Here is a 21,330-nt window from a genome sequence, read left to right as displayed (position 1 = left end):
GCCCACGACGGGCGTCCCGTGCCCCCGGTCGACAGCGCCGGCCGCCCGTGGGCGGGCCGCACCTTCCAGCACCACGACACGGCCTACGCGGGTGACGACGGCTCGGCCGACCCGCGCCTCCTCGAGGCCCTCACGCGGTTCCACGCGGGGGAGGCCGACGAGGTGGCGGTGGTGGACGCCCTCCGCCCCGCCCGGCTGCTGATCCCGCTCGTCGCGGTCGCCGGCGAGGAAGGGCTGAACGAGCACGGCGTCGTCGTCGACAAGACGCAGGAGCTCTCGATCGTCACGGTCGCGGGCCCCGACGGCCGCGACGTGCTGCCGGCGTTCACGTCGGTGGACACGCTGCGGGCCTGGGACGCGAGGGCGCGCCCCGTTCCCGCCGACGCGCGGCGCATCGCCCTGGCGGCGGCGGCCGAGTCCACCGACCGGCTCGTGCTCGACCCCGGCTCGGCGACGGAGTTCGGCCTGCGGCGGCCGGCCCTGTGGGCCGTCGCGCAGGACGAGCGCTGGCTGCCCAGCCACCAGGACCCGGACGTGCTCCGGGCGTTCCTGGCGGCGTCGGCCTCCGAGGAGGCGCTGGTCACGGTGGCGGTCGCGCCCGGCTACCGGTCGGCGCGGCTCGGCCCGCCCGAGCTCGTCGTGCAGCTCGGGGTGCGGCCGGGCCTCGACCAGGAGCAGCTCGGTGCCCTCCTCGGGCGCCTGCAGGTGGCCTGGTCGGCCGACGCCGTCATCGCGGAGCGGGTCGACGGCATGGCCGTGAAGGTCGTCCCCGCCGCCGCCGGGGGGCCGGCCCAGCCCGGCGGCCCGGCCCGGCCCGACGGGCTGGCCCGGCCCTAGTTGACCGGGCCGGTGAGCTTCTCGCCGGGGCCGGCGCCCACCGCGTCGGGGATGGCGCTCGCCTCGCGGAAGGCGAGCTGCAGCGACCGGAGCCCGTCCCGGAGGGCCCGGGCGTGCTGGTCGCCGATCTCGGGCGCGCTGGCCGTGACGAGCCCCGCGAGCGAGGTGATCAGCTTGCGGGCCTCGTCGAGGTCGGTCTGCGCCTGCGGGTCGTCGGCCAGGCCGACCTTGACGGCGGCGGCGCTCATCAGGTGGACGGCGACGGTGTTGATGACCTCGACGGCGTTGACCTCGGCGATGTCGCGCACGGCGTCGTCGGCGCCGCCCGGCGCCGACGGGGCGGTGTCGTCGGCGAAGCGGTGGGTGTGCGCGTCGTCGGAGGCGGCGGCGGTGTCTCGGGGGGAGTGGCTCACGAACTGATCCTCTGCTAAAGTCGTCAAGGCTCGGAGCGTCTGCTCCGTGCGAAAGTGGAGATTCTCCCACCCGCGCTCGACCGTTACACGAGGTTACCGGGTTGTTGGCACCCCGTCGGTGTCCGTCCGAAGCTCACCTGCCCTGCAGGTGGCTCAGGTCGGAGACAGGCAGCCAGGGTGCAGTGGTCCTGTCGCGCCGTGAGGTGCAGGGTCCACGAACCTCCTCTTTCCCCGCCGCGTCACCGACGCGGTGGTGTCGGAAGCATCAACAGAGGAGTTCCGCATCAGCGATCCCCGTACGAACGACCGCATCCGCGTCCCGGAGGTCCGACTCGTCGGCCCCGCCGGAGAACAGATCGGTGTCGTCCCCATCGCCATGGCCCTGCGGCTCGCCGCCGAGGCCGAGCTCGACCTCGTCGAGGTGGCCCCCAACTCGAAGCCTCCCGTGGCCAAGATCATGGATCACGGGAAGTTCAAGTACGAGGCTGCGCAGAAGGCGAAGGAGGCGCGTCGCAACCAGGCGAACACGATCCTCAAAGAGGTCCGTTTCCGCCTGAAGATCGACAAGCACGACTACGAGACCAAGCGCAAGCGCGCCGAGGGCTTCCTCCAGGGCGGCGACAAGGTCAAGGCCATGATCCTGTTCCGCGGTCGCGAGCAGTCGCGTCCCGACCAGGGCGTCCGCCTCCTGCAGCGCTTCGCGGAGGACGTCGCCGAGCTCGGCAGCGTCGAGTCGACGCCCACCATCGACGGCCGCAACATGGTGATGGTGATCGGTCCGCACAAGAACAAGTCCGAGGCCAAGGCCGAGGCGGAGGCCCGCAAGGTCGCCGCCAAGGGCCCGAAGCACCCGACGTCCGACGAGGCGCCGGCCGACGCACCGGCCGCGCCCACAGAAGAGAGCAAGTAAGAGATGCCCAAGCAGAAGACCCACTCCGGCGCCAAGAAGCGCTTCAAGGTCACCGGTTCCGGCAAGATCATGAAGCAGCAGGCCGGCATGCGCCACAACCTCGAGGTGAAGAGCGCCAAGCGCAAGGCTCGCCTGAACAAGGACCAGGTGCTCGCCCCCGCCGACGCCAAGGTCGCCAAGAAGCTTCTCGGTCACTGACCGCTGACACGAACGTAGAGGAACAAGAAAATGGCAAGAGTCAAGAGAGCGGTCAACGCCGCCAAGAAGCGTCGCGTCGTCCTCGAACGCGCCGAGGGCTACCGCGGTCAGCGTTCGCGCCTGTACCGCAAGGCCAAGGAGCAGGTCACCCACTCGCTCGTCTACTCGTACCGTGACCGTCGTGCTCGCAAGGGCGAGTTCCGTCGCCTGTGGATCCAGCGCATCAACGCCGCGTCGCGCGCGAACGGCCTGACCTACAACCGCCTCATCCAGGGCCTCGCCCTGGCCGGCATCGAGGTCGACCGCCGCATCCTCGCCGAGCTGGCCGTCAACGAGCCCGCCACCTTCGCGTCGATCGTCGCCACGGCCAAGGCCGCGCTGCCCGCCGACACGTCGGCCCCCAAGGCCGCCGCCTGATCCACCGCGTCACCTGCACCGCCCGAGAGGCCCCGACAGCACCGTTGTCGGGGCCTCTCCCGCGTCCGCGGCGCGACGGCGCCGCCGCCGTCACCGGCCGGGTCGTGTGGCACAGTGGTGGCGTGCGCAGCCCCCTCCTCGACAACCCCCGTTCGCCCCGAGTCCGAGCGGTGGCGAAGCTCGCCAAGCGCGACGCCCGCACCGACACCGGCCTCTTCCTGCTCGAGGGCCCCCAGGCGGTCTCCGAAGCCCTGGCGTGGCGACCCGAGCTGCTCGTGGAGCTGTTCGTCACGCCCACCGCGCTCGAGCGTCACCCCGCCCTGGGCGAGGCCGCGGAGGCGGCGGGCCTGGAGGCGGAGTTCGTCACGGAGGCCGTCCTCGACGTCATGGCCGACACCGTGACGCCGCAGGGCGTCGTCGCGGTGTGCAAGCAGTTCCCGGTCAGCGTCAAGGACGTCTTCGCCGACACGGGGGAGGGCGGGCCCCGTCTGATCGCCATCCTCGAGGAGGTGCGCGACCCGGGCAACGCCGGCACGATCATCCGGGCCGCCGACTCGGCTGGCGCCGACGCCGTCGTGATGACGGGCCGCAGCGTCGACCTCTACAACCCCAAGGTCGTCCGGGCGACGACCGGGTCGCTCTTCCACGTGCCCGTGGCGCTGGGCGGCGATCTCGCGTCCGTCGTCGCGCGCTGCGCCGAGGCCGGCGTCCAGGTGCTCGCCGCCGACGTCAAGGGCGACGACCTGCTCGAGGCCCGGCAGGAGGGCCTGCTCGGCGCCCCGACCGCCTGGCTCTTCGGCAACGAGGCCCGGGGCCTCACCGACGCCGACCTCGCCCTCGCCGACCGGGCCGTGGTCGTGCCCATCTACGGGCAGGCGGAGTCCATGAACCTCAGCACCGCCGCCTCCGTCTGCCTGTACGAGAGCGCCTTCGCCCAGCGCAGCTGAGCCGTCGTACGACGCATTTCGGTTCTGTTACGAATCCGCCGTGAATTTGACCCCCCTCCGGGTGTCTGTTTGTGTGGCTCCATGGATCCCCTCGTCGTGGTCGACCACGTCAACAAGCACTTCGGAGAGCTTCACGTCCTTCAGGACGTCACGACGACGGTGGGCCGCGGCGAGGTCGTCGTCGTCATCGGGCCGAGCGGCTCGGGCAAGTCGACGCTCTGCCGGGCGATCAACCGCCTCGAGACGATCGACGACGGCGTCATCAGCATCGACGGCACCCGGCTGCCCGAGGAGGGCGCCGCGCTGGCCAAGCTGCGGGCCGACGTGGGCATGGTGTTCCAGAGCTTCAACCTGTTCGCGCACAAGACCGTCGTCGAGAACGTCATGCTCGGCCAGGTCAAGGTCCGCCGTCGGTCGAAGGCCGAGGCGCGGAAGCGCGCGATGGAGCTCCTCGACCGTGTCGGCGTGGCCGACCAGGCCGAGAAGATGCCCTCGCAGCTCTCCGGCGGCCAGCAGCAGCGCGTGGCCATCGCCCGTGCCCTCGCCATGGACCCGAAGGTGATGCTGCTGGACGAACCGACGAGCGCCCTCGACCCCGAGATGATCACCGAGGTGCTCGACGTCATGGTGCAGCTCGCGGCCGACGGAATGACGATGATCGTCGTCACCCACGAGATGGGCTTCGCCCGCAAGGCCGCCGACCGCGTCGTGTTCATGGCCGAGGGCAAGATCGTCGAGGAGGCCACGCCGGAGGAGTTCTTCACCGCGCCGAAGTCCGAGCGCGCCCGCGACTTCCTCTCGAAGATCCTCACGCACTGACGGCCCGCTCGCGGAGCCGGGGCCCACGAGGCCGACCGGCACCGCGACTCCGGCCCGCCCCCCGCACCGCGGGGGAGCACCCCCTCGAGACTTCCGGGCGACGACCGTCGACCGGGTCCCCCAGCAAGGAGAACAGAATGCGACTCAGCAAGGGAATCGTCACCGCTGCCGCAGCCGCCGCGATGGTGCTCGGCCTGACGGCCTGCACCGACTCGTCGGCCCCGGCCGTCGACGTCGAGACGCCCGCCGACTTCGCGGAGGGCAGCACGATGGCGAAGCTGGCCGACGCCGGCGAGATCACCATCGGCACGAAGTTCGACCAGCCCCTCTTCGGCCTCGCCGACCCCGACGGCGTGCCCCAGGGCTTCGACGCGGAGATGGGCAAGCTCATCGCCGCGAAGCTCGGCATCCAGCCCGAGAAGATCAACTGGGTCGAGACGGTCTCCGCGAACCGCGAGCCGTTCATCCAGAACGGCCAGGTCGACCTCGTCATCGCGACCTACACGATCAACGACGCCCGCAAGGAGGTCGTCTCGTTCGCCGGGCCGTACTACCAGGCCGGCCAGGACCTCCTCGTGCTCGAGGGCAACCCCGAGGGCATCAGCTCGGTCGACGACCTCATGGGCAAGAAGGTCTGCACGGTCAGCGGCTCGACCAGCGAGAAGAACATCGCGCCCTACGTCGCGGCCGCGACCGACGTCATCGCGACCGACACCTACTCGAACTGCCTCGAGCCGCTGCGCTCGGGCGCGGTCGCCGCCGTGACCACCGACAACGTGATCCTGGCCGGCCTCGCCGACCAGAACGAGGGCGAGTTCGAGGTCGTCAACGAGCCCTTCACCGAGGAGCCCTACGGCATCGGCCTCGCGCTCGACGACACCGACTTCCGTGAGTTCGTCAACGACACGCTCCAGGACGCCGAGGACGACGGCACCTGGGACGAGCTGTGGGAGAAGACGGCCGGCAAGGTCCTGCCCACGCCGACCCCGCCGNNNNGGCGGGCACCGCGACGCTCGTCGCCCGCGGTGCCCGCCCGCGCCTCCCCGGCGCCCCTGCACGACCGCTCGACCCGCGCGGTCGCCCCTGACCTGGAGACACCCCCGTGAACCCCTTGGACGTCATCCCCGGCCTCGACGCCGTGACCGACAACTGGCCCCGCTTCTGGGGCGGCTTCGTCACGACGCTGCAGCTGCTCGTGCTCTCCGGGGTGGGGGCGCTCGTGATCGGCTTCGTCGTAGCCGCCATGCGCATCTCTCCGGTCTCGTCGTTCCGCGTCTTCGCGACGGCGTACACCGAGGCGCTGCGGAACACGCCTCTCACGCTGGTGCTCTTCTTCTGCGCGTTCGTGCTGCCGTACCTCGGCGTCGACTTCGGCACGTACTTCCCGCTCGCCGTCATCGGCCTCACGGCCTACACCTCGCCGTTCGTGGCCGAGGCGATCCGCTCCGGCGTCAACGGCGTCCCGGTCGGCCAGGCGGAGGCGGCCCGCAGCATCGGCCTGGGGTTCGGCCAGACGCTCGGCCACGTCATCCTGCCGCAGGCGGTCCGCATGGTGCTGCCGCCGCTGATCAACGTCTTCATCGCCCTCACGAAGAACACCTCCGTCGCCGGGGCCTTCTTCGTCAGCGAGCTCTTCGCCGCCGGCCGCTACATCGCCAACGACCGCGGTGACGCCGTCGTCACCGTGCTGCTGGCCGTCGCCGTGTTCTACCTCGTCATCACCGTCACGCTCGGCCGCGTCGCCGCCGTCGTCGAGCAGAAGGTCGCAGTCCTCCGATGAGCACCACCGTCCTCTACGACGCGCCCGGCCCGAAGGCCCGCCGCACCTCGCGCATCATCTCCGTCGTCGGCGTGGTGCTCGTCCTCGCTCTCGTCGCGTGGCTCGTGTACCTCCTGGGCCGCCCCCGCGTCAGCGCCAACGGCGCCGTGACGCCGGGGGTGCTCGACCCGTCGCGGTGGGACATCCTCTCCGACCTCGCGCTGTGGCGGGCCATCTTCCGGGGCTGGCTCGCGACGATCCAGGCCGCGGCGGTCGCCTCGGTGCTCGCGGTGGTCGTCGGCGTCGTCTTCTCGTTCCTCCGCACGGCGCGCTCCCGCTTCGTCCGGGTCCCGACGACGGTCGTGCTCGAGTTCTTCCGCGGCATGCCCGTGCTGCTGATGATGCTGTTCATCCTGCTGGTCTTCTCGACCGGGGCCTTCTGGGCCGTGGTGGCGGCGCTGGCCGTCTACAACGGCGCCCTCATCGGCGAGGCCCTCCGCGCCGGCATCGCGTCGCTGCCCAGGGGCCAGAAGGAGGCGGGCCTCGCCCTGGGCCTGACGCCCACCGCCACGAGGTTCCTGATCGAGTTCCCGCAGGCGTTCCGCCAGATGCTGCCGATCATCCTGGCCCAGCTCGTCGTGCTGCTGAAGGACACCTCGCTCGGCTACATCGTCGGGTACGTCGAGCTGACCCGCGGGGGCCTCACCCGTCTCGGCACCTACTACGGCAGCACCTACACGTTCACGCTCTTCGCGGTGGTGCTCGTGGTGTACCTGGCCACGAACCTCCTGTTCTCGTGGGTCGTCCGCATCGTGGACCGCCGCACGGGCCGCGACGGCGTGCTCCGCCGCGCCGGTCGGGCCGGCAAGGGCGGCGGGCTCGGGGGGCCGGGGATCCTCGCCCGACCCGGTCGCGTCGAGACGGACGCCACCACGGGCGCCTCCGTCTGACCTGGCCACCGGCCCCTCCCCAGGCCGTCGACCCGCGCCTCCTCGCCCCCACGGCACGAGGAGGCGCGGTCCGGCTCCCCGACGATCGCTAAGCTTGGTTCTCGTGTCAGACACCGTCCCCATCTCCGAAGACGCCGTCGCGTCCGCGGTCGACGCGGCGCTCGCCGCCGTCGCCACCGCCGCGTCGGTCGCCGAGCTGAAGACCGCTCGCTCCCAGCACGTGGGCGAGGCCTCCGTGCTGGCGCGCATGAACGCCGGTCTGCGTGACCTGCCCGCCGACCAGAGGGCGGCCGCCGGCAAGCTCGTCGGCGGAGCGCGCGGCCGCGTGGCCCAGGCCGTCGCCGCCCGCGAGGCCGGCCTCGCCGAGGAGGAGGAGGCCCGGCGCCTCGCCGACGAGTCCGTCGACGTCACGGCCCTGCCGACCCGCCGTCGGGCCGGCGCCCGTCACCCGCTCGCCCTGCTGCAGGAGCAGATGGTCGACCTCTTCGTCGGCATGGGCTGGGAGGTCAGCGAGGGCCCCGAGCTCGAGCACGAGTGGTTCAACTTCGACGCCTTGGCCTTCGACGCCGACCACCCCGCGCGGGCCATGCAAGACACGTTCTTCGTCGACCCGGTCGACGAGCACCTCGTGCTGCGCACGCACACCTCGCCGGTGCAGATCCGTACGCTGCTCTCGAAGCAGCTGCCGGTCTACAACGTCGCGACCGGTCGGGTCTTCCGCACCGACGAGCTCGACGCGACCCACACGCCCGTCTTCACGCAGATCGAGGGCATCGCGATCGACCGCGGGCTCACGATGGCGCACCTGCGGGGCACCCTCGAGCACCTCGCGCGCTCGATGTTCGGCGCGGAGGCGCAGATCCGCCTGCGCCCGAACTACTTCCCCTTCACCGAGCCCAGCGCCGAGATGGACGTCTGGCAGCCGCACGCCAAGGGCGGCGCGCGGTGGGTCGAGTGGGGCGGCTGCGGCATGGTCAACCCGAACGTGCTGCGGGCCGCGGGCATCGACCCGGACGACTACCAGGGCTTCGCGTTCGGCATGGGCATCGAGCGCACCCTCCAGTTCCGCAACGACCTCAACGACATGCGCGACATGGTCGAGGGCGACGTCAGGTTCAGCGAGCAGTTCGGGATGGTGGTCTGATGCGGGTTCCGCTGAGCTGGCTCGGTGAGCACGTCGAGCTGCCGAGCGACGTCACGCTCGAGAGCGTCCACGCGGCGCTCGTCTCCGTCGGCTTCGAGGAGGAGGACGTCCACGTCGGCGACGTCACCGGCCCCCTCGTCGTCGGCCAGGTGCTCGAGGTCACGCCCGAGCCCCAGAAGAACGGCAAGACCATCAACTGGTGCCGTGTCGCGGTCGGCCCCGACCACGCGACGAGCGACGACGACGTGCGCGGCATCGTCTGCGGCGCCCACAACTTCGTCGTGGGCGACAAGGTCGTCGTGTCGCTGCCCGGGGCCGTCCTGCCCGGGCCCTTCCCGATCGCCGCCCGCAAGACCTACGGCCACGTGTCCGACGGCATGATCGCCTCGAGCCGCGAGCTCGGGCTCGGCGACGAGCACGACGGCATCCTGCTGCTCAGCTCGCTGGGGCTCGACCCGGTCGTCGGCACGGACGCGATCTCCCTCCTCGGGCTCGACGACGCGGCCGTCGAGATCAACGTGACGCCCGACCGCGGCTACGCGTTCAGCATCCGGGGCGTGGCCCGCGAGTACTCGCACGCCACCGGCGCCACCTTCACCGACCCCGCGACGACCGTGTCGCCCGTCGAGGCGAGCGGCTTCAGCGTCTCCGTCGTCGACGAGGCGCCCGTGCGCGACCGTGCCGCGGTCGCCACGTTCGTCACCCGCGTGGTGCGCGGCGTCGACGCCGGGCGTCCGACGCCGACCTGGATGTCGTCCCGGCTGCGGCTGGCCGGCGTCCGGTCGATCTCGCTGCTGGTCGACGTGACGAACTACGTCATGCTCGAGCTCGGCCAGCCGATCCACGGCTACGACCTCTCCGCGGTCGCCGGCGGCCTGACCGTCCGCCGCGCCGCCCCGGGCGAGACGCTCGAGACCCTCGACGGCCAGGTGCGCACGCTGCACCGCGAAGACCTGGTGATCGCCGACGAGACGGGGCCCGTCGGCCTCGCCGGCGTGATGGGCGGAGCGCGCACCGAGATGGGCGCGTCGACGACCGACGTCCTCGTCGAGGCCGCCACCTTCGACCCGGTGTCGATCGCCCGCACGGCCCGCCGGCACAAGCTGCCCAGCGAGGCGTCCCGTCGGTTCGAGCGCGGGGTCGACCCGGCGGTCTCCGCCCCGGCGGCCCAGCGCGTCGTCGACCTGCTCGTCGAGCTCGCGGGCGGCACCGCCGACGAGCTGGGCTCCGCCCTCGACGAGTCCGTCGCGCCCGCCGCGGTCGAGCTCGCCGTCGACCGATCCGCCCGCCTGATGGGCGTCGCCTACGACCGCGCCGAGGTGGTCGACTCCCTGACGGCCGTCGGCGCCTCGGTCGTCGACCAGGGCGACGTGCTCGTCGTGACCCCGCCCACGTGGCGTCCCGACCTCGTCGACCCGGCGTCGCTCGTCGAGGAGGTCGCGCGCATCACCGGCTACGACCGCATCCCGTCGGTGCTGCCCGTCGCGCCTCCCGGCCGCGGGCTCACCCGTGAGCAGCGGCTGCGCCGGCAGGTCTCCTCCTCCCTGGCCGCGGCCGGGCTCGTGGAGGTCGCCGCCTACCCGTTCGTCACCCCGGCGCAGAACTCCGCGTTCGGGTCCGCCGACGGGCAGGCCGTGCCCGCCGTGACGTTGGCGAACCCCCTCGACACCGCAGCGCCCCAGCTGCGGCGCTCGCTGCTGCCGGGCCTGCTCGACGTGGCGCGCCGCAACGCGTCGCGCGGCCTCGTCGACCTCGCGCTCTTCGAGACCGGCACCGTCTTCCTGCCCGAGGCCGGGGTCCGCTACGGCACGGCCGAGGTGCCGGCCGGTGCGGCGCGTCCGACCGACGACGTGCTGGCCGAGCTGGCCGCGAGCCTGCCTCCCCAGCCGCGGCACCTCGGCGTCCTCGCGCTCGGCGCGGCCGTGGACCGTCAGCCCGGCCAGGCCGCCGTCGCGGCCTCCCTCGCCGACGTCCTCGACGCGCTCCGGGTCGCCGTCCGCGCCGCGGGCGTCGAGCTGACCGTGCGGCAGGGCAGCCACCCGTCGCTCCACCCCGGCCGCGCCGCCGAGCTCCTCGTCGGCGACGAGCGGGTCGGCGTGGCGGGCGAGCTCGTGCCCACGGTCGCCGCCGAGCTCGACCTCCCGCGCGTCGTCGCGGTCGGCGAGGTCGACCTCGACCGCGTGCTCGCCCTGGGCGTCGACGTCGCGCCGCGTCCGATCTCGGCCTACCCTGCGGCCACGCAGGACGTGTCGCTCGTCGTCGACCTCGACGTCTCCGCCGGCGACCTGCTCGCGGCCGTCCGCGAGGGGGCGGGCTCGCTCCTGGAGTCGGCGCGCCTCGTCGACGACTACCGCGGCGCCGGGCTCCCCGACGGCACCAAGTCGCTGACCTTCGCCCTGCGCTTCCGCGCCGACGACCGCACCCTGACGGCGGCCGAGGCCACCGAGGCCAAGCAGGGCGCCGTCCGGCTCGCGTCCGAGCGATCGGGGGCGGCGCTCCGCGACTGACACTCGCCCGGCGTCGCCGCCCTCGATCCTCGACCGACTCGAACAGTAGGGTTCATCCATGCCACACACCGTTGCCGTCGCCGGAGCGAGCGGCTACGCCGGGGGCGAGCTGCTGAGGCTCCTCGCCGCCCACCCCGAGTTCGAGGTGACCACCGTCACCGCGAACCAGAACGCCGGGCAGCCCCTCATCGCCCTCCAGCCGCAGCTGCGCTCCCTCGCGCACCTCACGCTCGTCGAGACGACCCCCGAGGCCCTCGCGGGCCACGACGTCGTCTTCACGGCCCTCCCGCACGGCAAGTCCGGCGCGCTCACCGCCCAGCTGCCCGACGACGTCCTCGTCGTCGACTGCGGCGCCGACCACCGCCTCACCGACGAGGCGGCGTGGGAGCGCTTCTACGGCTCCGAGTTCTACGGCGCCTGGGCCTACGGCCTGCCCGAGCTCCTCCTCGCCGAGACCGGCGGCCGTCAGCGCGACCGTCTCGTCGGTGCCCGCCGCATCGCCGCGCCGGGCTGCAACGTCACCGCCGTGACCCTGGCCCTGGCGCCCGCGGTCCGGGCCGGCCTCGTCGACGCGACCGACCTGGTGTCGGTGCTCGCCGTCGGCCCGTCGGGGGCCGGCAAGGCCCTGGCGCCCCACCTGCTGGCCAGCGAGCTGATGGGCTCGGCCTCGGCGTACGGGGTCGGCGGCACGCACCGCCACGTCCCCGAGATCCAGCAGAACCTCGTGGTGGCGGGCGCCGAGCGCGTGAGCATCTCGTTCACGCCGGTCCTCGTGCCGATGTCGCGCGGCATCCTCGCGACGTCGACGGCCACGCTGTCGCCCGGCGTCTCCGAGCACGACGTGCGCACGGCCTACGAGCAGGCCTACGCGGCCGAGCCGTTCGTGCACGTGCTGCCGGCCGGGCAGTTCCCGCGCACCGCCGACACCGTCGGCGCCAACACCGCCCTGATCGGGCTGGCCGTCGACGCCGACGCCGACCGCCTCGTGGTGGTCAGCGCCATCGACAACCTCGCCAAGGGCACCGCCGGAGCTGCCGTCCAGTCCGCCAACATCGCTCTCGGCATCCCCGAGACGACCGGCCTCACCGTGAACGGAGTGGCACCGTGAGCGTCACCGCAGCCCAGGGATTCGTCGCGTCCGGCGTCGTCGCGCACCTCAAGAGCACCGGAGCGCCCGACGTGGCGCTCGTCGTCAACAGGGGCCGCCGCAAGTCGGCGGCCGCCGTGTTCACCAGCAACCGTGCCAAGGCGAACCCCGTCCTCTGGTCGCAGCAGGTCATGGCCGACGGCCTGGCGGAGGCGGTCGTCCTGAACTCGGGAGGCGCCAACTGCTTCACCGGGTCGTTCGGCTTCCAGACGACCCACACCACCGCCGAGGCCGTGGCCGAGGCCCTCGAGGTCTCCGCGACCGACGTCGTCGTCTGCTCCACGGGCCTGATCGGCGTCGGAGACCAGGTCTTCCGCGACAAGGTCCTGTCCGGCTCCCGTGACGCGGCGGCCGCCCTGCACGCCGACGGCGGCCTCGAGGCGGCGACCGCCATCATGACGACCGACACGGTGCCCAAGCAGGCCGTCGTCCGGGGCGACGGCTGGGTCGTCGGCGGCATGGCCAAGGGAGCGGGCATGCTCGCGCCGGGCCTGGCGACGATGCTCGTCGTGCTGACGACCGACGCCGACCTGGAGGCCGACCGCCTCGACGCGGCCCTCCGCGCCGCCACCCGCGTGACCTTCGACCGGCTCGACTCCGACGGCTGCATGTCGACCAACGACACGGTCGTCCTCCTCGCCAGCGGCGAGTCCGGAGCGACTCCCGGCGACGACGAGTTCACCGCCGCCGTGACGGCTCTCTGCGCCGACCTGGCCGAGCAGCTCCAGGCCGACGCCGAGGGCGCCTCGCACGACATCCGCATCGAGGTGGTCGGCGCGATCGACGACGACGACGCGGTCGAGGTCGGCCGGTCGATCGCCCGCAACGCCCTGTTCAAGGCCGCCGTCTTCGGCAACGACCCCAACTGGGGCCGTGTGCTCGCCGCGATCGGCACCACGAGCGCCGAGTTCGACCCCTACGCCGTCGACGTCAGCATCAACGGCGTGCGGGTCTGCCACGCCGGCGCCCCCGACCAGCCGAGCGACGGCGTCGACCTGACCCCGCGCGCGGTCCACGTGCTCGTCGACCTGCAGGTCGGCGACGCCGAGGCGACGATCCTGACGAACGACCTCACGCACGACTACGTGCACGAGAACAGCGCGTACTCCAGCTGATGGCCTCCACCGCGATCGTCCTCGGCGACGAACAGGAGCTCGCCGCCGTCAAGGCGGCCACGCTGATCGAGTCGCTCCCGTGGCTCAAGCGCTTCAGCGGCAAGGTCGTCGTCGTCAAGTTCGGCGGCAACGCCATGGTCGACGACGCGCTCAAGCGCGCCTTCGCCGAAGACATGGTGTACCTCCGCTACGCCGGCCTCCACCCCGTCGTGGTGCACGGCGGCGGCCCGCAGATCTCCGCGGCCCTGCAGGCCGCCGGCATCCCGAGCGACTTCCGCGGGGGCTACCGCTACACGAGCACCGAGGCGATCTCGGTCGTCCGCGACGTGCTCGCCGGCGAGGTCAACCGAGAGATCGTCGACCTGATCAACGAGCACGGCGACCTCGCGCGCGGGGTCTCCGGCGAGGGGTCCACGCTCTTCGAGGGCCGACGCCGGGGGGTCGTCGTCGACGGCGAGACCTTCGACCTGGGCCACGTGGGCGACGTCACCGACGTCGACCCGTCGTCGGTCCTCGCCGAGATCGCCGCAGGTCGCATCCCGGTCGTGTCGTCGATCGCCACGAACGAGGCCGACCCCGCGCTCGCCCTCAACGTGAACGCCGACGCGGCCGCGGGGGCCCTGGCCATCGCCCTCCGCGCGACGAAGCTCGTCGTGCTCACCGACGTGGCGGGCCTCTACAGCGACTGGCCCGACCGGGAGTCCCTCGTCGAGGCGATCACCGTGTCGGCGCTGCGCGACATGCTGCCGACGCTCGAGTCGGGCATGATCCCCAAGATGACGGCCTGCCTCGACTCCGTCGTGGGCGGCGTCGGGGGAGCGACCATCATCGACGGCCGCATCCCCCACTCGATCCTCCTCGAGGTCTTCACCCAGCGCGGGTCGGGCACCGAGGTCGTCCCCGACGACAGGGCCGCCGACCACGGCGCGACCGTCGTCACCAGCTACCCCGTCGTCGACGAGGACGCCGTCGCGTCCGTCGACGCGGGCACCGAGAAGGAAGGACAGTCATGACCATCATCCAGACCCCGGGCGGTACCTGGCAGCGCCGCTTCGGCGACGCGCTCATGGGCTCCCTGTCCACCCCGAAGGTGATGCTCGAGCGCGGCGAGGGCTGCCAGGTCTGGGACGTCGAGGGCAAGCGCTACCTCGACTTCCTCGCCGGCATCGCCGTCAACGCCCTGGGCCACGCGCACCCCGCGCTGGTCTCGGCGATCGCCGACCAGGCGGCCAAGCTCGTGCACGTGTCGAACTACTTCGCCACCGAGCCCCAGCTCGCCCTCGCCGAGCGCCTCAAGCGGATCACCGGCGCCGGTGAGCGGGGCCGCGTCTACTTCGGCAACAGCGGCGCCGAGGCGAACGAGGCCGCCTTCAAGCTCGCGCGGCTGAACAGCGACGGGGGCCGCCGCACCCGCATCCTCGCGCTCACCAACTCGTTCCACGGCCGCACCATGGGCTCCCTGGCGCTCACCGGCAAGCCCGCGCTGCGCGAGCCCTTCCTGCCCATGGCGCCCGGCGTCGAGCACATCGACACGTCGATCGAGGCCCTCGAAGACGCGATGGGCGACGACGTGGCCGCGATCTTCGTCGAGCCGATCAAGGGCGAGGCCGGCGTGCTCGACCTGCCCCACGGCTACCTCGAGCTCGCCCGCGAGCTGGCGACCGAGCACGGCGCCCTGCTCATCCTCGACGAGATCCAGACGGGCGTCGGCCGGACGGGGTCGTGGTTCACCTTCCAGCAGTTCGACGTCGTGCCCGACGCCGTCACGGTCGCCAAGGGCATCGCCGGGGGAGTGCCCATCGGCGCCCTCGTCACGTTCGGCGACGCGTCCGACCTCTTCGAGGCGGGCCAGCACGGCAGCACGTTCGGCGGCAACCCGCTGGCGACCGCCGCGGCCGACGCCGTCCTCGCCGAGATCGAGAGGTCGGGGCTCGTGCTCAACGCCCTCGTGCGCGGCGACCAGCTGCGCGCGGCGATCGAGGCGATGGACTCGCCGCTGGTCGACGAGATCCGCGGCCGCGGGCTGCTCATCGGCCTGGGCCTCACCCAGCCCGTCGCCGCCGAGATCGCGGCGCGGTGCCTCGAGGCCGGGCTCATCGTCAACGCCCCGAACGACTCGAGCATCCGTCTCGCCCCGCCGCTGATCGTCGGCGACGCCGAGATCGACGAGTTCACCACCATCTTCGGCACCGTCCTGAAAGGTCTCTCATGACCCGCCACTTCCTCCGCGACGACGACCTCAGCCCCGCCGAGCAGCTCGAGGTCCTCGACCTCGCCGACGCCCTGAAGCGCGACCGCTGGTCGCAGCGGCCCCTCGAGGGGCCGCAGACCGTGGCGGTCATCTTCGACAAGTCGTCGACGCGCACGCGGGTCTCGTTCGCGGTCGGCATCGCCGACCTCGGCGGCAGCCCCCTGATCATCGCCACGGCGAACAGCCAGCTCGGCGGCAAGGAGACCCCGTCCGACACCGCGCGCGTGCTCGAGCGCATGGTGTCGGCCATCGTCTGGCGCACCTACGGCCAGGCCGGCCTGGAGGAGATGGCGGCGGGCACGACGGTCCCGGTCGTCAACGCCCTGAGCGACGACTTCCACCCGTGCCAGCTCCTCGCCGACCTCCAGACCATCCGTGAGGCCAAGGGCCGTCTGGCCGGCCTCACCGTCGCCTTCGTCGGCGACGGGCGGAGCAACATGGGCCAGTCGTACCTGCTGGCCGGCGCCACCGCGGGCATGACCGTGCGCGTCGGCGCGCCCGAGGGCTTCCAGCCCGAGGCCGCCGTCGTGGCCGACGCCGAGGCGATCGCCGCCACCACGGGAGGCGCGGTGCAGGTCACGACCGACGCCCGCGAGGCCGTGGCGGGGGCCGACGTGGTGGTCACCGACACGTGGGTCTCGATGGGCAAGGAGGACGAGAAGGACGAGCGCGTGGCCGTCTTCGGCGGCTTCAAGGTCGACCAGGCGCTGATGGCGCACGCGGCCGACGACGCGATCTTCCTGCACTGCCTGCCCGCCGACCGCGGCTACGAGGTCGACGCCGACGTCATCGACGGCGCCACCAGCGTCATCTGGGACGAGGCGGAGAACCGCGTCCACGCCCAGAAGGCCCTGCTCACCTGGCTCCTCGCGCACTGACGCCGGAGCACCTCCCGCACCACCGGGTCACCTGACCCACCGGTCGGCCGGGCCCCCGCCCGGTCGACCGCCGATACACTCTCACCCCACATCACACCCAAGGAGAACCATGGCGGATCGCGTCGTCCTCGCATACTCGGGAGGCCTTGACACCTCCGTCGGCATCGGCTGGCTCGCCGACGCGACCGGCAAGGAGGTCGTCGCCCTCGCCGTCGACGTCGGGCAGGGCGGGGAGGACATGGACGACATCCGTCAGCGTGCCCTCGACTGCGGCGCCGTCGAGTCGGTCGTCGTCGACGCCAAGGAGGAGTTCGGCACCGACTACCTGATGCCGGCCCTCAAGGCCAACGCGATGTACCAGAAGACCTACCCCCTGGTGTCGGCCCTCAGCCGCCCCCTGATCGCGCGCCACCTGGCCCGCGTCGCCAAGGAGCTCGGCGCCGACAGCGTCGCGCACGGCTGCACCGGCAAGGGCAACGACCAGGTCCGCTTCGAGGCCGCCGTCGCGGCTCTCGCCCCCGACCTGACCAGCATCGCGCCCGTCCGCGACCTCGCCCTCACGCGTGACAAGGCCATCGTCTACGCCGAGCAGCACAGCCTGCCGATCCGCCAGAGCGCGGCCAACCCCTACTCGATCGACAAGAACGTCTGGGGCCGAGCGGTCGAGACGGGCTTCCTCGAGGACCCGTGGAACCCGCCGATCGAAGATCTGTACGAGTACACGCAGGATCCCTCGGTCATCAAGCCCGCCGACGAGGTCGTCATCACCTTCCAGGCCGGCGTGCCGGTCGCGATCGACGGCGTCTCGTACACCCCGCTCGGCATCGTGCAGAAGATGAACGAGCTGGCCGGGGCGCACGGCGTGGGCCGCATCGACGTCGTCGAGGACCGCCTCGTCGGCATCAAGAGCCGTGAGGTCTACGAGGCGCCCGGCGCCGTCGCCCTCATCCAGGCGCACGAGGCCCTCGAGGCCCTCACGATCGAGCGCGACCTGGGCCGCTACAAGCGCGGCGTCGAGGCCGAGTGGTCGAACCTGGTCTACGACGGCCTCTGGTTCTCGGGCCTCAAGCGGTCGCTCGACGTCTTCATCGACGACACGCAGAAGTACGTCTCGGGCGAGATCCGCCTCAAGCTGCAGGGCGGCCGTGCGGTCGTCACCGGGCAGAAGAGCGAGCAGAGCCTGTACGACTTCGACCTCGCCACCTACGACACCGGCGACACGTTCGACCAGTCGCTGTCGAAGGGCTTCATCGAGATCTGGTCGCTGCCGAGCAAGATCTCGGCGCGCCGCGACCTGGCCCAGCAGTAGTGGCCGACGCGACGCCAGCCCCGAACCAGAGGGCGGGGGAGGCGGGGGCCCTGTGGGGAGGCCGGTTCGCCTCCGGTCCGTCCCCCGAGCTGACGGCGCTGAGCCGGTCGACGCACTTCGACTGGCAGCTGGCACCGTACGACATCGCCGGGTCCCGGGCGCACGCCCGGGCCCTGGCGGCGGCCGGGTACCTCGACGAGGCGGAGCTGACGAGCATGATCGAGGCCCTCGACCGCCTCGAGGACGACGTCGCGACCGGTGCCTTCGCGGCGCAGGAGACCGACGAGGACGTCCACTCGGCCCTGGAGCGCGGCCTCATCGGCATCGCCGGCGTCGAGCTCGGCGGAAAGCTGCGCGCCGGCCGCAGCCGGAACGACCAGATCGCCACGCTGGTGCGCCTGTACCTCCGTGACCACGGCGCGTCCGTGGCCCGTCTCGTGGTCGGGCTCGTCGACGCGATCGCCGCCCAGGCGGCGGCGCACCCGACGGCGGTCATGCCCGGTCGGACCCACCTCCAGCACGCCCAGCCCGTGCTCCTCGCCCACCACCTGCTGGCGCACGCGTGGCCGCTGGTGCGCGACCTCGAGCGCCTCCGCGACTGGTCGCGACGTGCTGCGGCCTCGCCCTACGGCGCGGGGGCCCTCGCGGGCAGCTCGCTCGGCCTCGACCCGCTGCTCGTGGCGACCGAGCTCGGCTTCGACCGCACGACGGAGAACTCGATCGACGCGACGGCCAGCCGCGACGTGGTCGCCGAGTTCGCCTTCGTCGCGGCCTCGATCGGCATCGACGTCTCCCGGCTCGCCGAGGAGGTCATCCTCTGGTCGACGCGCGAGTTCGGCTTCGTGAAGCTGCACGACGCCTTCTCCACCGGGTCGTCGATCATGCCGCAGAAGAAGAACCCCGACGTCGCCGAGCTGGCGCGCGGCAAGTCGGGTCGGCTGATCGGCAACCTCACGGGCCTGCTGGCGACGCTGAAGGGCCTGCCGCTCGCGTACAACCGCGACCTGCAGGAGGACAAGGAGCCGGTCTTCGACTCCGTCACCCAGCTCGAGGTCCTGCTGCCCGCCTTCACGGGCATGATCGCGACGCTCGAGTTCGACGTCGAGCGCATGGCCGAGCTCGCCCCGCAGGGCTTCTCCCTCGCGACGGACGTCGCGGAGTGGCTCGTGCGGCAGGGCGTCAGCTTCCGCGACGCCCACGAGATCAGCGGTGAGCTGGTCCGGTTCTGCGAGCAGTCGGGGCTCGACCTCGACCAGCCGACCGACGAGCAGTACGCCGCGGTCTCTCCGCACCTCACCCCCGAGATCCGCGCCGTCCTCACCGTGGAGGGCTCCGTCGCGAGCCGCCGCGGCGCAGGGGGCACGGCTCCCGAGCGGGTCGCGGAGCAGACGGCGGTCCTCACCGAGCAGGTCGCGCGCCTGGTGCGCGAGCTCGACCCGGTGTCGCCGTGACCCGAGGCCGTCCGACCCGGCCGCGGCCGTGGGTGCTCCCCACGGTCGTGGCCCTCTGCGTCGTCGTCCTCGTGGCCGTCGTCGTCATCGTCGTGGCGAGCGGGCAGAGCTTCTTCTGAGCGGGCAGCAGGGCCCCGGGGGAGGCGCGGGGCCGGGTGACGAGGTGACCCGCCTGCTCTCCGGGCCGGCCCGCGAGGTCGGCCCGCGACTCCTCGGCTCCGTCTTCCGGGTCGGCGACGTGGCCGTCCGCCTCACCGAGGTGGAGGCCTACCACGGGCAGGGCGACGACCCTGGGTCGCACGCCCACCGCGGGCCGACGGAGCGGAACGCGAGCATGTTCGCCGAGGCGGGCACGCTCTACGTGTACCTGTCGTACGGGATCCACCGGTGCGTCAACATCGTGTGCGGTCCCGAGGGCTACGGGTCCGGGCTGCTGCTCCGTGCCGGGGAGGTCGTCGAGGGCCTCGAGGTCGCCCGGCGCCGACGCCCGACGGCGCGGCGGGACGTCGAGCTCGCCCAGGGGCCGGGGAGGCTCGGTTCGGCCCTCGCGATCGAGCTGAGGGACGACGGGTCGCGTCTGGGCTCCGGCCGGTTCTCGCTCGAGCTGCCGACCGGGCCCGTCGGACCGGTGGTCGCCGGGCCCCGGGTGGGAGTCTCCGGCCCGGCGGGCACGGACGCCTGGCCGTGGCGGTTCAGCCTCGAGGGCGACCCGACGGTGTCGGCCTGGCGGCCCGCGGTCCGGCGCGCCCGCCCTGCTCGCTGACGCTGGTACCGTTCTCGGGTGAGCACTGGAACCACCGCGGACGTCCTGGCCGGGCAGAGCAACGACCCGACGTTCGACGACGTGTGGGAGGAGCTGCAGTGGCGCGGCCTCGTCCACGTCTCGACCGACGCCGAGGCCCTCAAGGCCCTCCTCGCTGGGCCCCCGATCACGTACTACTGCGGCTTCGACCCGACCGCGCCGAGCCTGCACCTCGGCAACCTCGTGCAGCTGCTGCTCATGCGTCGCCTCCAGCTGGCCGGCCACCGGCCCCTCGGCCTCGTCGGCGGCTCGACGGGCCTGATCGGCGACCCGCGCCCCACGGCCGAGCGCACGTTGAAGACGCCCGAGCAGACGGCCGAGTGGGTCGAGCGCATCCGGGTGCACGTCGAGAAGTTCCTGTCGCCGGAGGGGGTGAACGGCCTGCGGGTCGTCAACAACCTCGACTGGACGGCGCCGCTCTCGGCGATCGAGTTCCTCCGCGACATCGGCAAGAACTTCCGCGTCGGGACGATGCTCAAGAAGGACGCCGTCAGCGCGCGCCTCAACTCCGACGCCGGCATCAGCTACACGGAGTTCAGCTACCAGATCCTCCAGGGCCTCGACTTCCGTGAGCTGTACCGCGCGTACGACTGCGTGCTGCAGACCGGGGGCAGCGACCAGTGGGGCAACCTCACGAGCGGCACGGAGCTGATCCGTCGCTCCGAGGGAGTCGCGGTGCACGCCATCGGGACGCCCCTGATCACCAACACCGACGGCACCAAGTTCGGCAAGAGCGAGGGCAACGCCGTCTGGCTCGACGCCGAGCTGACCAGCCCCTACGCCATGTACCAGTTCTGGCTCAACACCGACGACGGCGACGTGGTCTCGCGGCTGCGGGTGTTCACCTTCCTCGACCGGGCCGAGATCGAGCGTCTCGAGCAGGCCGTCGCGACGGAGCCGTTCCGGCGGGAGGCGCAGCGAACCCTGGCCTGGGAGGTCACGCGCCTGGTCCACGGCGAGGCCGCGACCCAGGCCGCCATCGACGCCGCCGCGGCGCTCTTCGGGCAGGGCGACCTCCACGCCCTCGACGAGTCGACTCTCGCCAGCGCGATCGCCGAGCTGCCGACCGCGGAGGTCGCGGCCGACGCGACGGTCGCGCAGGCGCTCGTCGACACCGGGCTCGTCACGTCCTTGGGCGCTGCCCGTCGCGCGGCGACCGAGGGCGGGGTCTACGTGAACAACGCCCGGGTCGCCGATGCCGACGCCCTCGTGGGGGAGTCGCTCCTGCCCGGTCGGGTCGCGGTGCTCCGCCGGGGCAAGAAGACCCTCGCCGGAGTGCGCGTCAGCGCCTAGCCCTCCGACCCGTCCACAGACCCGCCCTCGGCAGACGCCGGTGGGCGGGTCTCGTCGTTCCGGGGACGAGACGACCCTGCCGGCCGGGGGCCGTTCGGCAGGGGTGCACCCGTCGGCAGACTTGCCCCTGGGGGGCCGTGTGCGGCTGTCTGCGGGGTGTTCACGTGTTGGACCCTTGATTTC

21 protein-coding genes and 1 pseudogene are annotated in these 21,330 nt (G+C 72.5%); 21 read left to right on the top strand and 1 reads right to left on the bottom strand.

The window, feature by feature from the left end:
* Positions 1-18: 18 nt before the first annotated feature.
* Positions 19-837 carry an SseB family protein gene (locus ASF82_RS08105; protein ID WP_056058745.1) on the top strand — a complete coding sequence of 273 codons (819 nt, stop codon included), beginning with the start codon at positions 19-21 and terminating at the stop codon, positions 835-837.
* On the opposite strand, the gene ASF82_RS08100 is transcribed toward ASF82_RS08105, so the two are convergent.
* Complete coding sequence (locus tag ASF82_RS08100; protein WP_156370006.1) at positions 834-1,250, bottom strand: DUF1844 domain-containing protein; 417 nt, start codon at positions 1,248-1,250, stop codon at positions 834-836. The two genes, ASF82_RS08105 and ASF82_RS08100, sit on opposite strands and share 4 nt — an antisense overlap.
* Positions 1,251-1,503: 253 nt before the next feature.
* On the opposite strand from ASF82_RS08100, the gene infC reads away from it, so the two are divergent.
* From infC to tyrS, 20 genes and pseudogenes are all read left to right on the top strand, one after another.
* Positions 1,504-2,160, top strand: a complete 657-nt coding sequence (gene infC, locus ASF82_RS08095; protein ID WP_235491231.1) for a translation initiation factor IF-3 — start codon at positions 1,504-1,506, stop codon at positions 2,158-2,160.
* Between the two features lie 3 nt (positions 2,161-2,163).
* Positions 2,164-2,358, top strand: a complete 195-nt coding sequence (gene rpmI / locus ASF82_RS08090) for a 50S ribosomal protein L35 (protein WP_056056193.1) — start codon at positions 2,164-2,166, stop codon at positions 2,356-2,358.
* Between the two features lie 30 nt (positions 2,359-2,388).
* Positions 2,389-2,775: a 50S ribosomal protein L20 gene (gene rplT / locus ASF82_RS08085; protein ID WP_056056191.1), complete on the top strand. Its 387-nt coding sequence runs from the start codon at positions 2,389-2,391 to the stop codon at positions 2,773-2,775.
* A gap of 122 nt (positions 2,776-2,897) precedes the next feature.
* Positions 2,898-3,722, top strand: a complete 825-nt coding sequence (locus tag ASF82_RS08080) for an RNA methyltransferase (protein ID WP_056056188.1) — start codon at positions 2,898-2,900, stop codon at positions 3,720-3,722.
* A gap of 81 nt (positions 3,723-3,803) precedes the next feature.
* Positions 3,804-4,541 (top strand): amino acid ABC transporter ATP-binding protein, encoded by a 738-nt coding sequence (locus tag ASF82_RS08075; protein WP_056056186.1) that lies wholly within the window; start codon positions 3,804-3,806, stop codon positions 4,539-4,541.
* A 137-nt stretch (positions 4,542-4,678) separates the two neighbouring features.
* A pseudogene (locus ASF82_RS08070) lies at positions 4,679-5,533 on the top strand (glutamate ABC transporter substrate-binding protein); the annotation flags it as partial.
* Positions 5,534-5,652: 119 nt separating this feature from the next.
* Positions 5,653-6,321 (top strand): amino acid ABC transporter permease, encoded by a 669-nt coding sequence (locus tag ASF82_RS08065; protein ID WP_056058735.1) that lies wholly within the window; start codon positions 5,653-5,655, stop codon positions 6,319-6,321.
* A complete protein-coding gene (locus ASF82_RS08060) occupies positions 6,318-7,250 on the top strand; it encodes an amino acid ABC transporter permease (RefSeq protein ID WP_082514490.1) in 933 nt (310 codons plus the stop codon). The genes ASF82_RS08065 and ASF82_RS08060 overlap by 4 nt, the downstream gene beginning before the upstream one ends.
* 103 nt (positions 7,251-7,353) lie before the next feature.
* Positions 7,354-8,394, top strand: coding sequence for a phenylalanine--tRNA ligase subunit alpha (pheS, locus tag ASF82_RS08055; RefSeq protein WP_056056184.1), 1,041 nt, complete (start codon positions 7,354-7,356; stop codon positions 8,392-8,394).
* On the top strand, positions 8,394-10,901 hold the full coding sequence (gene pheT, locus ASF82_RS08050) for a phenylalanine--tRNA ligase subunit beta (RefSeq protein ID WP_056056182.1): 2,508 nt from the start codon (positions 8,394-8,396) through the stop codon (positions 10,899-10,901). The genes pheS and pheT overlap by 1 nt, the downstream gene beginning before the upstream one ends.
* Positions 10,902-10,959: 58 nt before the next feature.
* Complete coding sequence (gene argC, locus ASF82_RS08045) at positions 10,960-12,009, top strand: N-acetyl-gamma-glutamyl-phosphate reductase (protein WP_056056180.1); 1,050 nt, start codon at positions 10,960-10,962, stop codon at positions 12,007-12,009.
* Positions 12,006-13,163, top strand: a complete 1,158-nt coding sequence (gene argJ / locus ASF82_RS08040; protein WP_056056178.1) for a bifunctional glutamate N-acetyltransferase/amino-acid acetyltransferase ArgJ — start codon at positions 12,006-12,008, stop codon at positions 13,161-13,163. Before argC ends, argJ begins: the two co-directional genes overlap by 4 nt.
* Positions 13,163-14,176, top strand: a complete 1,014-nt coding sequence (argB, locus tag ASF82_RS08035) for an acetylglutamate kinase (protein ID WP_056056176.1) — start codon at positions 13,163-13,165, stop codon at positions 14,174-14,176. The genes argJ and argB overlap by 1 nt, the downstream gene beginning before the upstream one ends.
* Positions 14,173-15,375 carry an acetylornithine transaminase gene (locus tag ASF82_RS08030; protein WP_056056174.1) on the top strand — a complete coding sequence of 401 codons (1,203 nt, stop codon included), beginning with the start codon at positions 14,173-14,175 and terminating at the stop codon, positions 15,373-15,375. The genes argB and ASF82_RS08030 overlap by 4 nt, the downstream gene beginning before the upstream one ends.
* Positions 15,372-16,292 (top strand): ornithine carbamoyltransferase, encoded by a 921-nt coding sequence (gene argF / locus ASF82_RS08025; RefSeq protein ID WP_056056172.1) that lies wholly within the window; start codon positions 15,372-15,374, stop codon positions 16,290-16,292. The genes ASF82_RS08030 and argF overlap by 4 nt, the downstream gene beginning before the upstream one ends.
* A gap of 109 nt (positions 16,293-16,401) precedes the next feature.
* Positions 16,402-17,601 (top strand): argininosuccinate synthase, encoded by a 1,200-nt coding sequence (locus ASF82_RS08020; RefSeq protein ID WP_056056171.1) that lies wholly within the window; start codon positions 16,402-16,404, stop codon positions 17,599-17,601.
* Positions 17,601-19,052 (top strand): argininosuccinate lyase, encoded by a 1,452-nt coding sequence (gene argH, locus ASF82_RS08015; protein ID WP_056056169.1) that lies wholly within the window; start codon positions 17,601-17,603, stop codon positions 19,050-19,052. Before ASF82_RS08020 ends, argH begins: the two co-directional genes overlap by 1 nt.
* Positions 19,049-19,171 (top strand): hypothetical protein, encoded by a 123-nt coding sequence (locus ASF82_RS16295; protein ID WP_255354161.1) that lies wholly within the window; start codon positions 19,049-19,051, stop codon positions 19,169-19,171. Before argH ends, ASF82_RS16295 begins: the two co-directional genes overlap by 4 nt.
* A gap of 44 nt (positions 19,172-19,215) precedes the next feature.
* A complete protein-coding gene (locus ASF82_RS08010) occupies positions 19,216-19,815 on the top strand; it encodes a DNA-3-methyladenine glycosylase (protein ID WP_056056167.1) in 600 nt (199 codons plus the stop codon).
* A gap of 18 nt (positions 19,816-19,833) precedes the next feature.
* Positions 19,834-21,147: a tyrosine--tRNA ligase gene (tyrS, locus tag ASF82_RS08005; protein ID WP_056056165.1), complete on the top strand. Its 1,314-nt coding sequence runs from the start codon at positions 19,834-19,836 to the stop codon at positions 21,145-21,147.
* Positions 21,148-21,330 lie beyond the last annotated feature (183 nt).

Origin of the sequence: Frigoribacterium sp. Leaf164 (assembly GCF_001423665.1) — a bacterium.
In the GTDB taxonomy this organism is placed as follows: domain Bacteria; phylum Actinomycetota; class Actinomycetes; order Actinomycetales; family Microbacteriaceae; genus Frigoribacterium; species Frigoribacterium endophyticum.
Note: the sequence above shows the minus strand (reverse complement) of the source record. Positions and strands in the feature narration are given on the sequence as shown.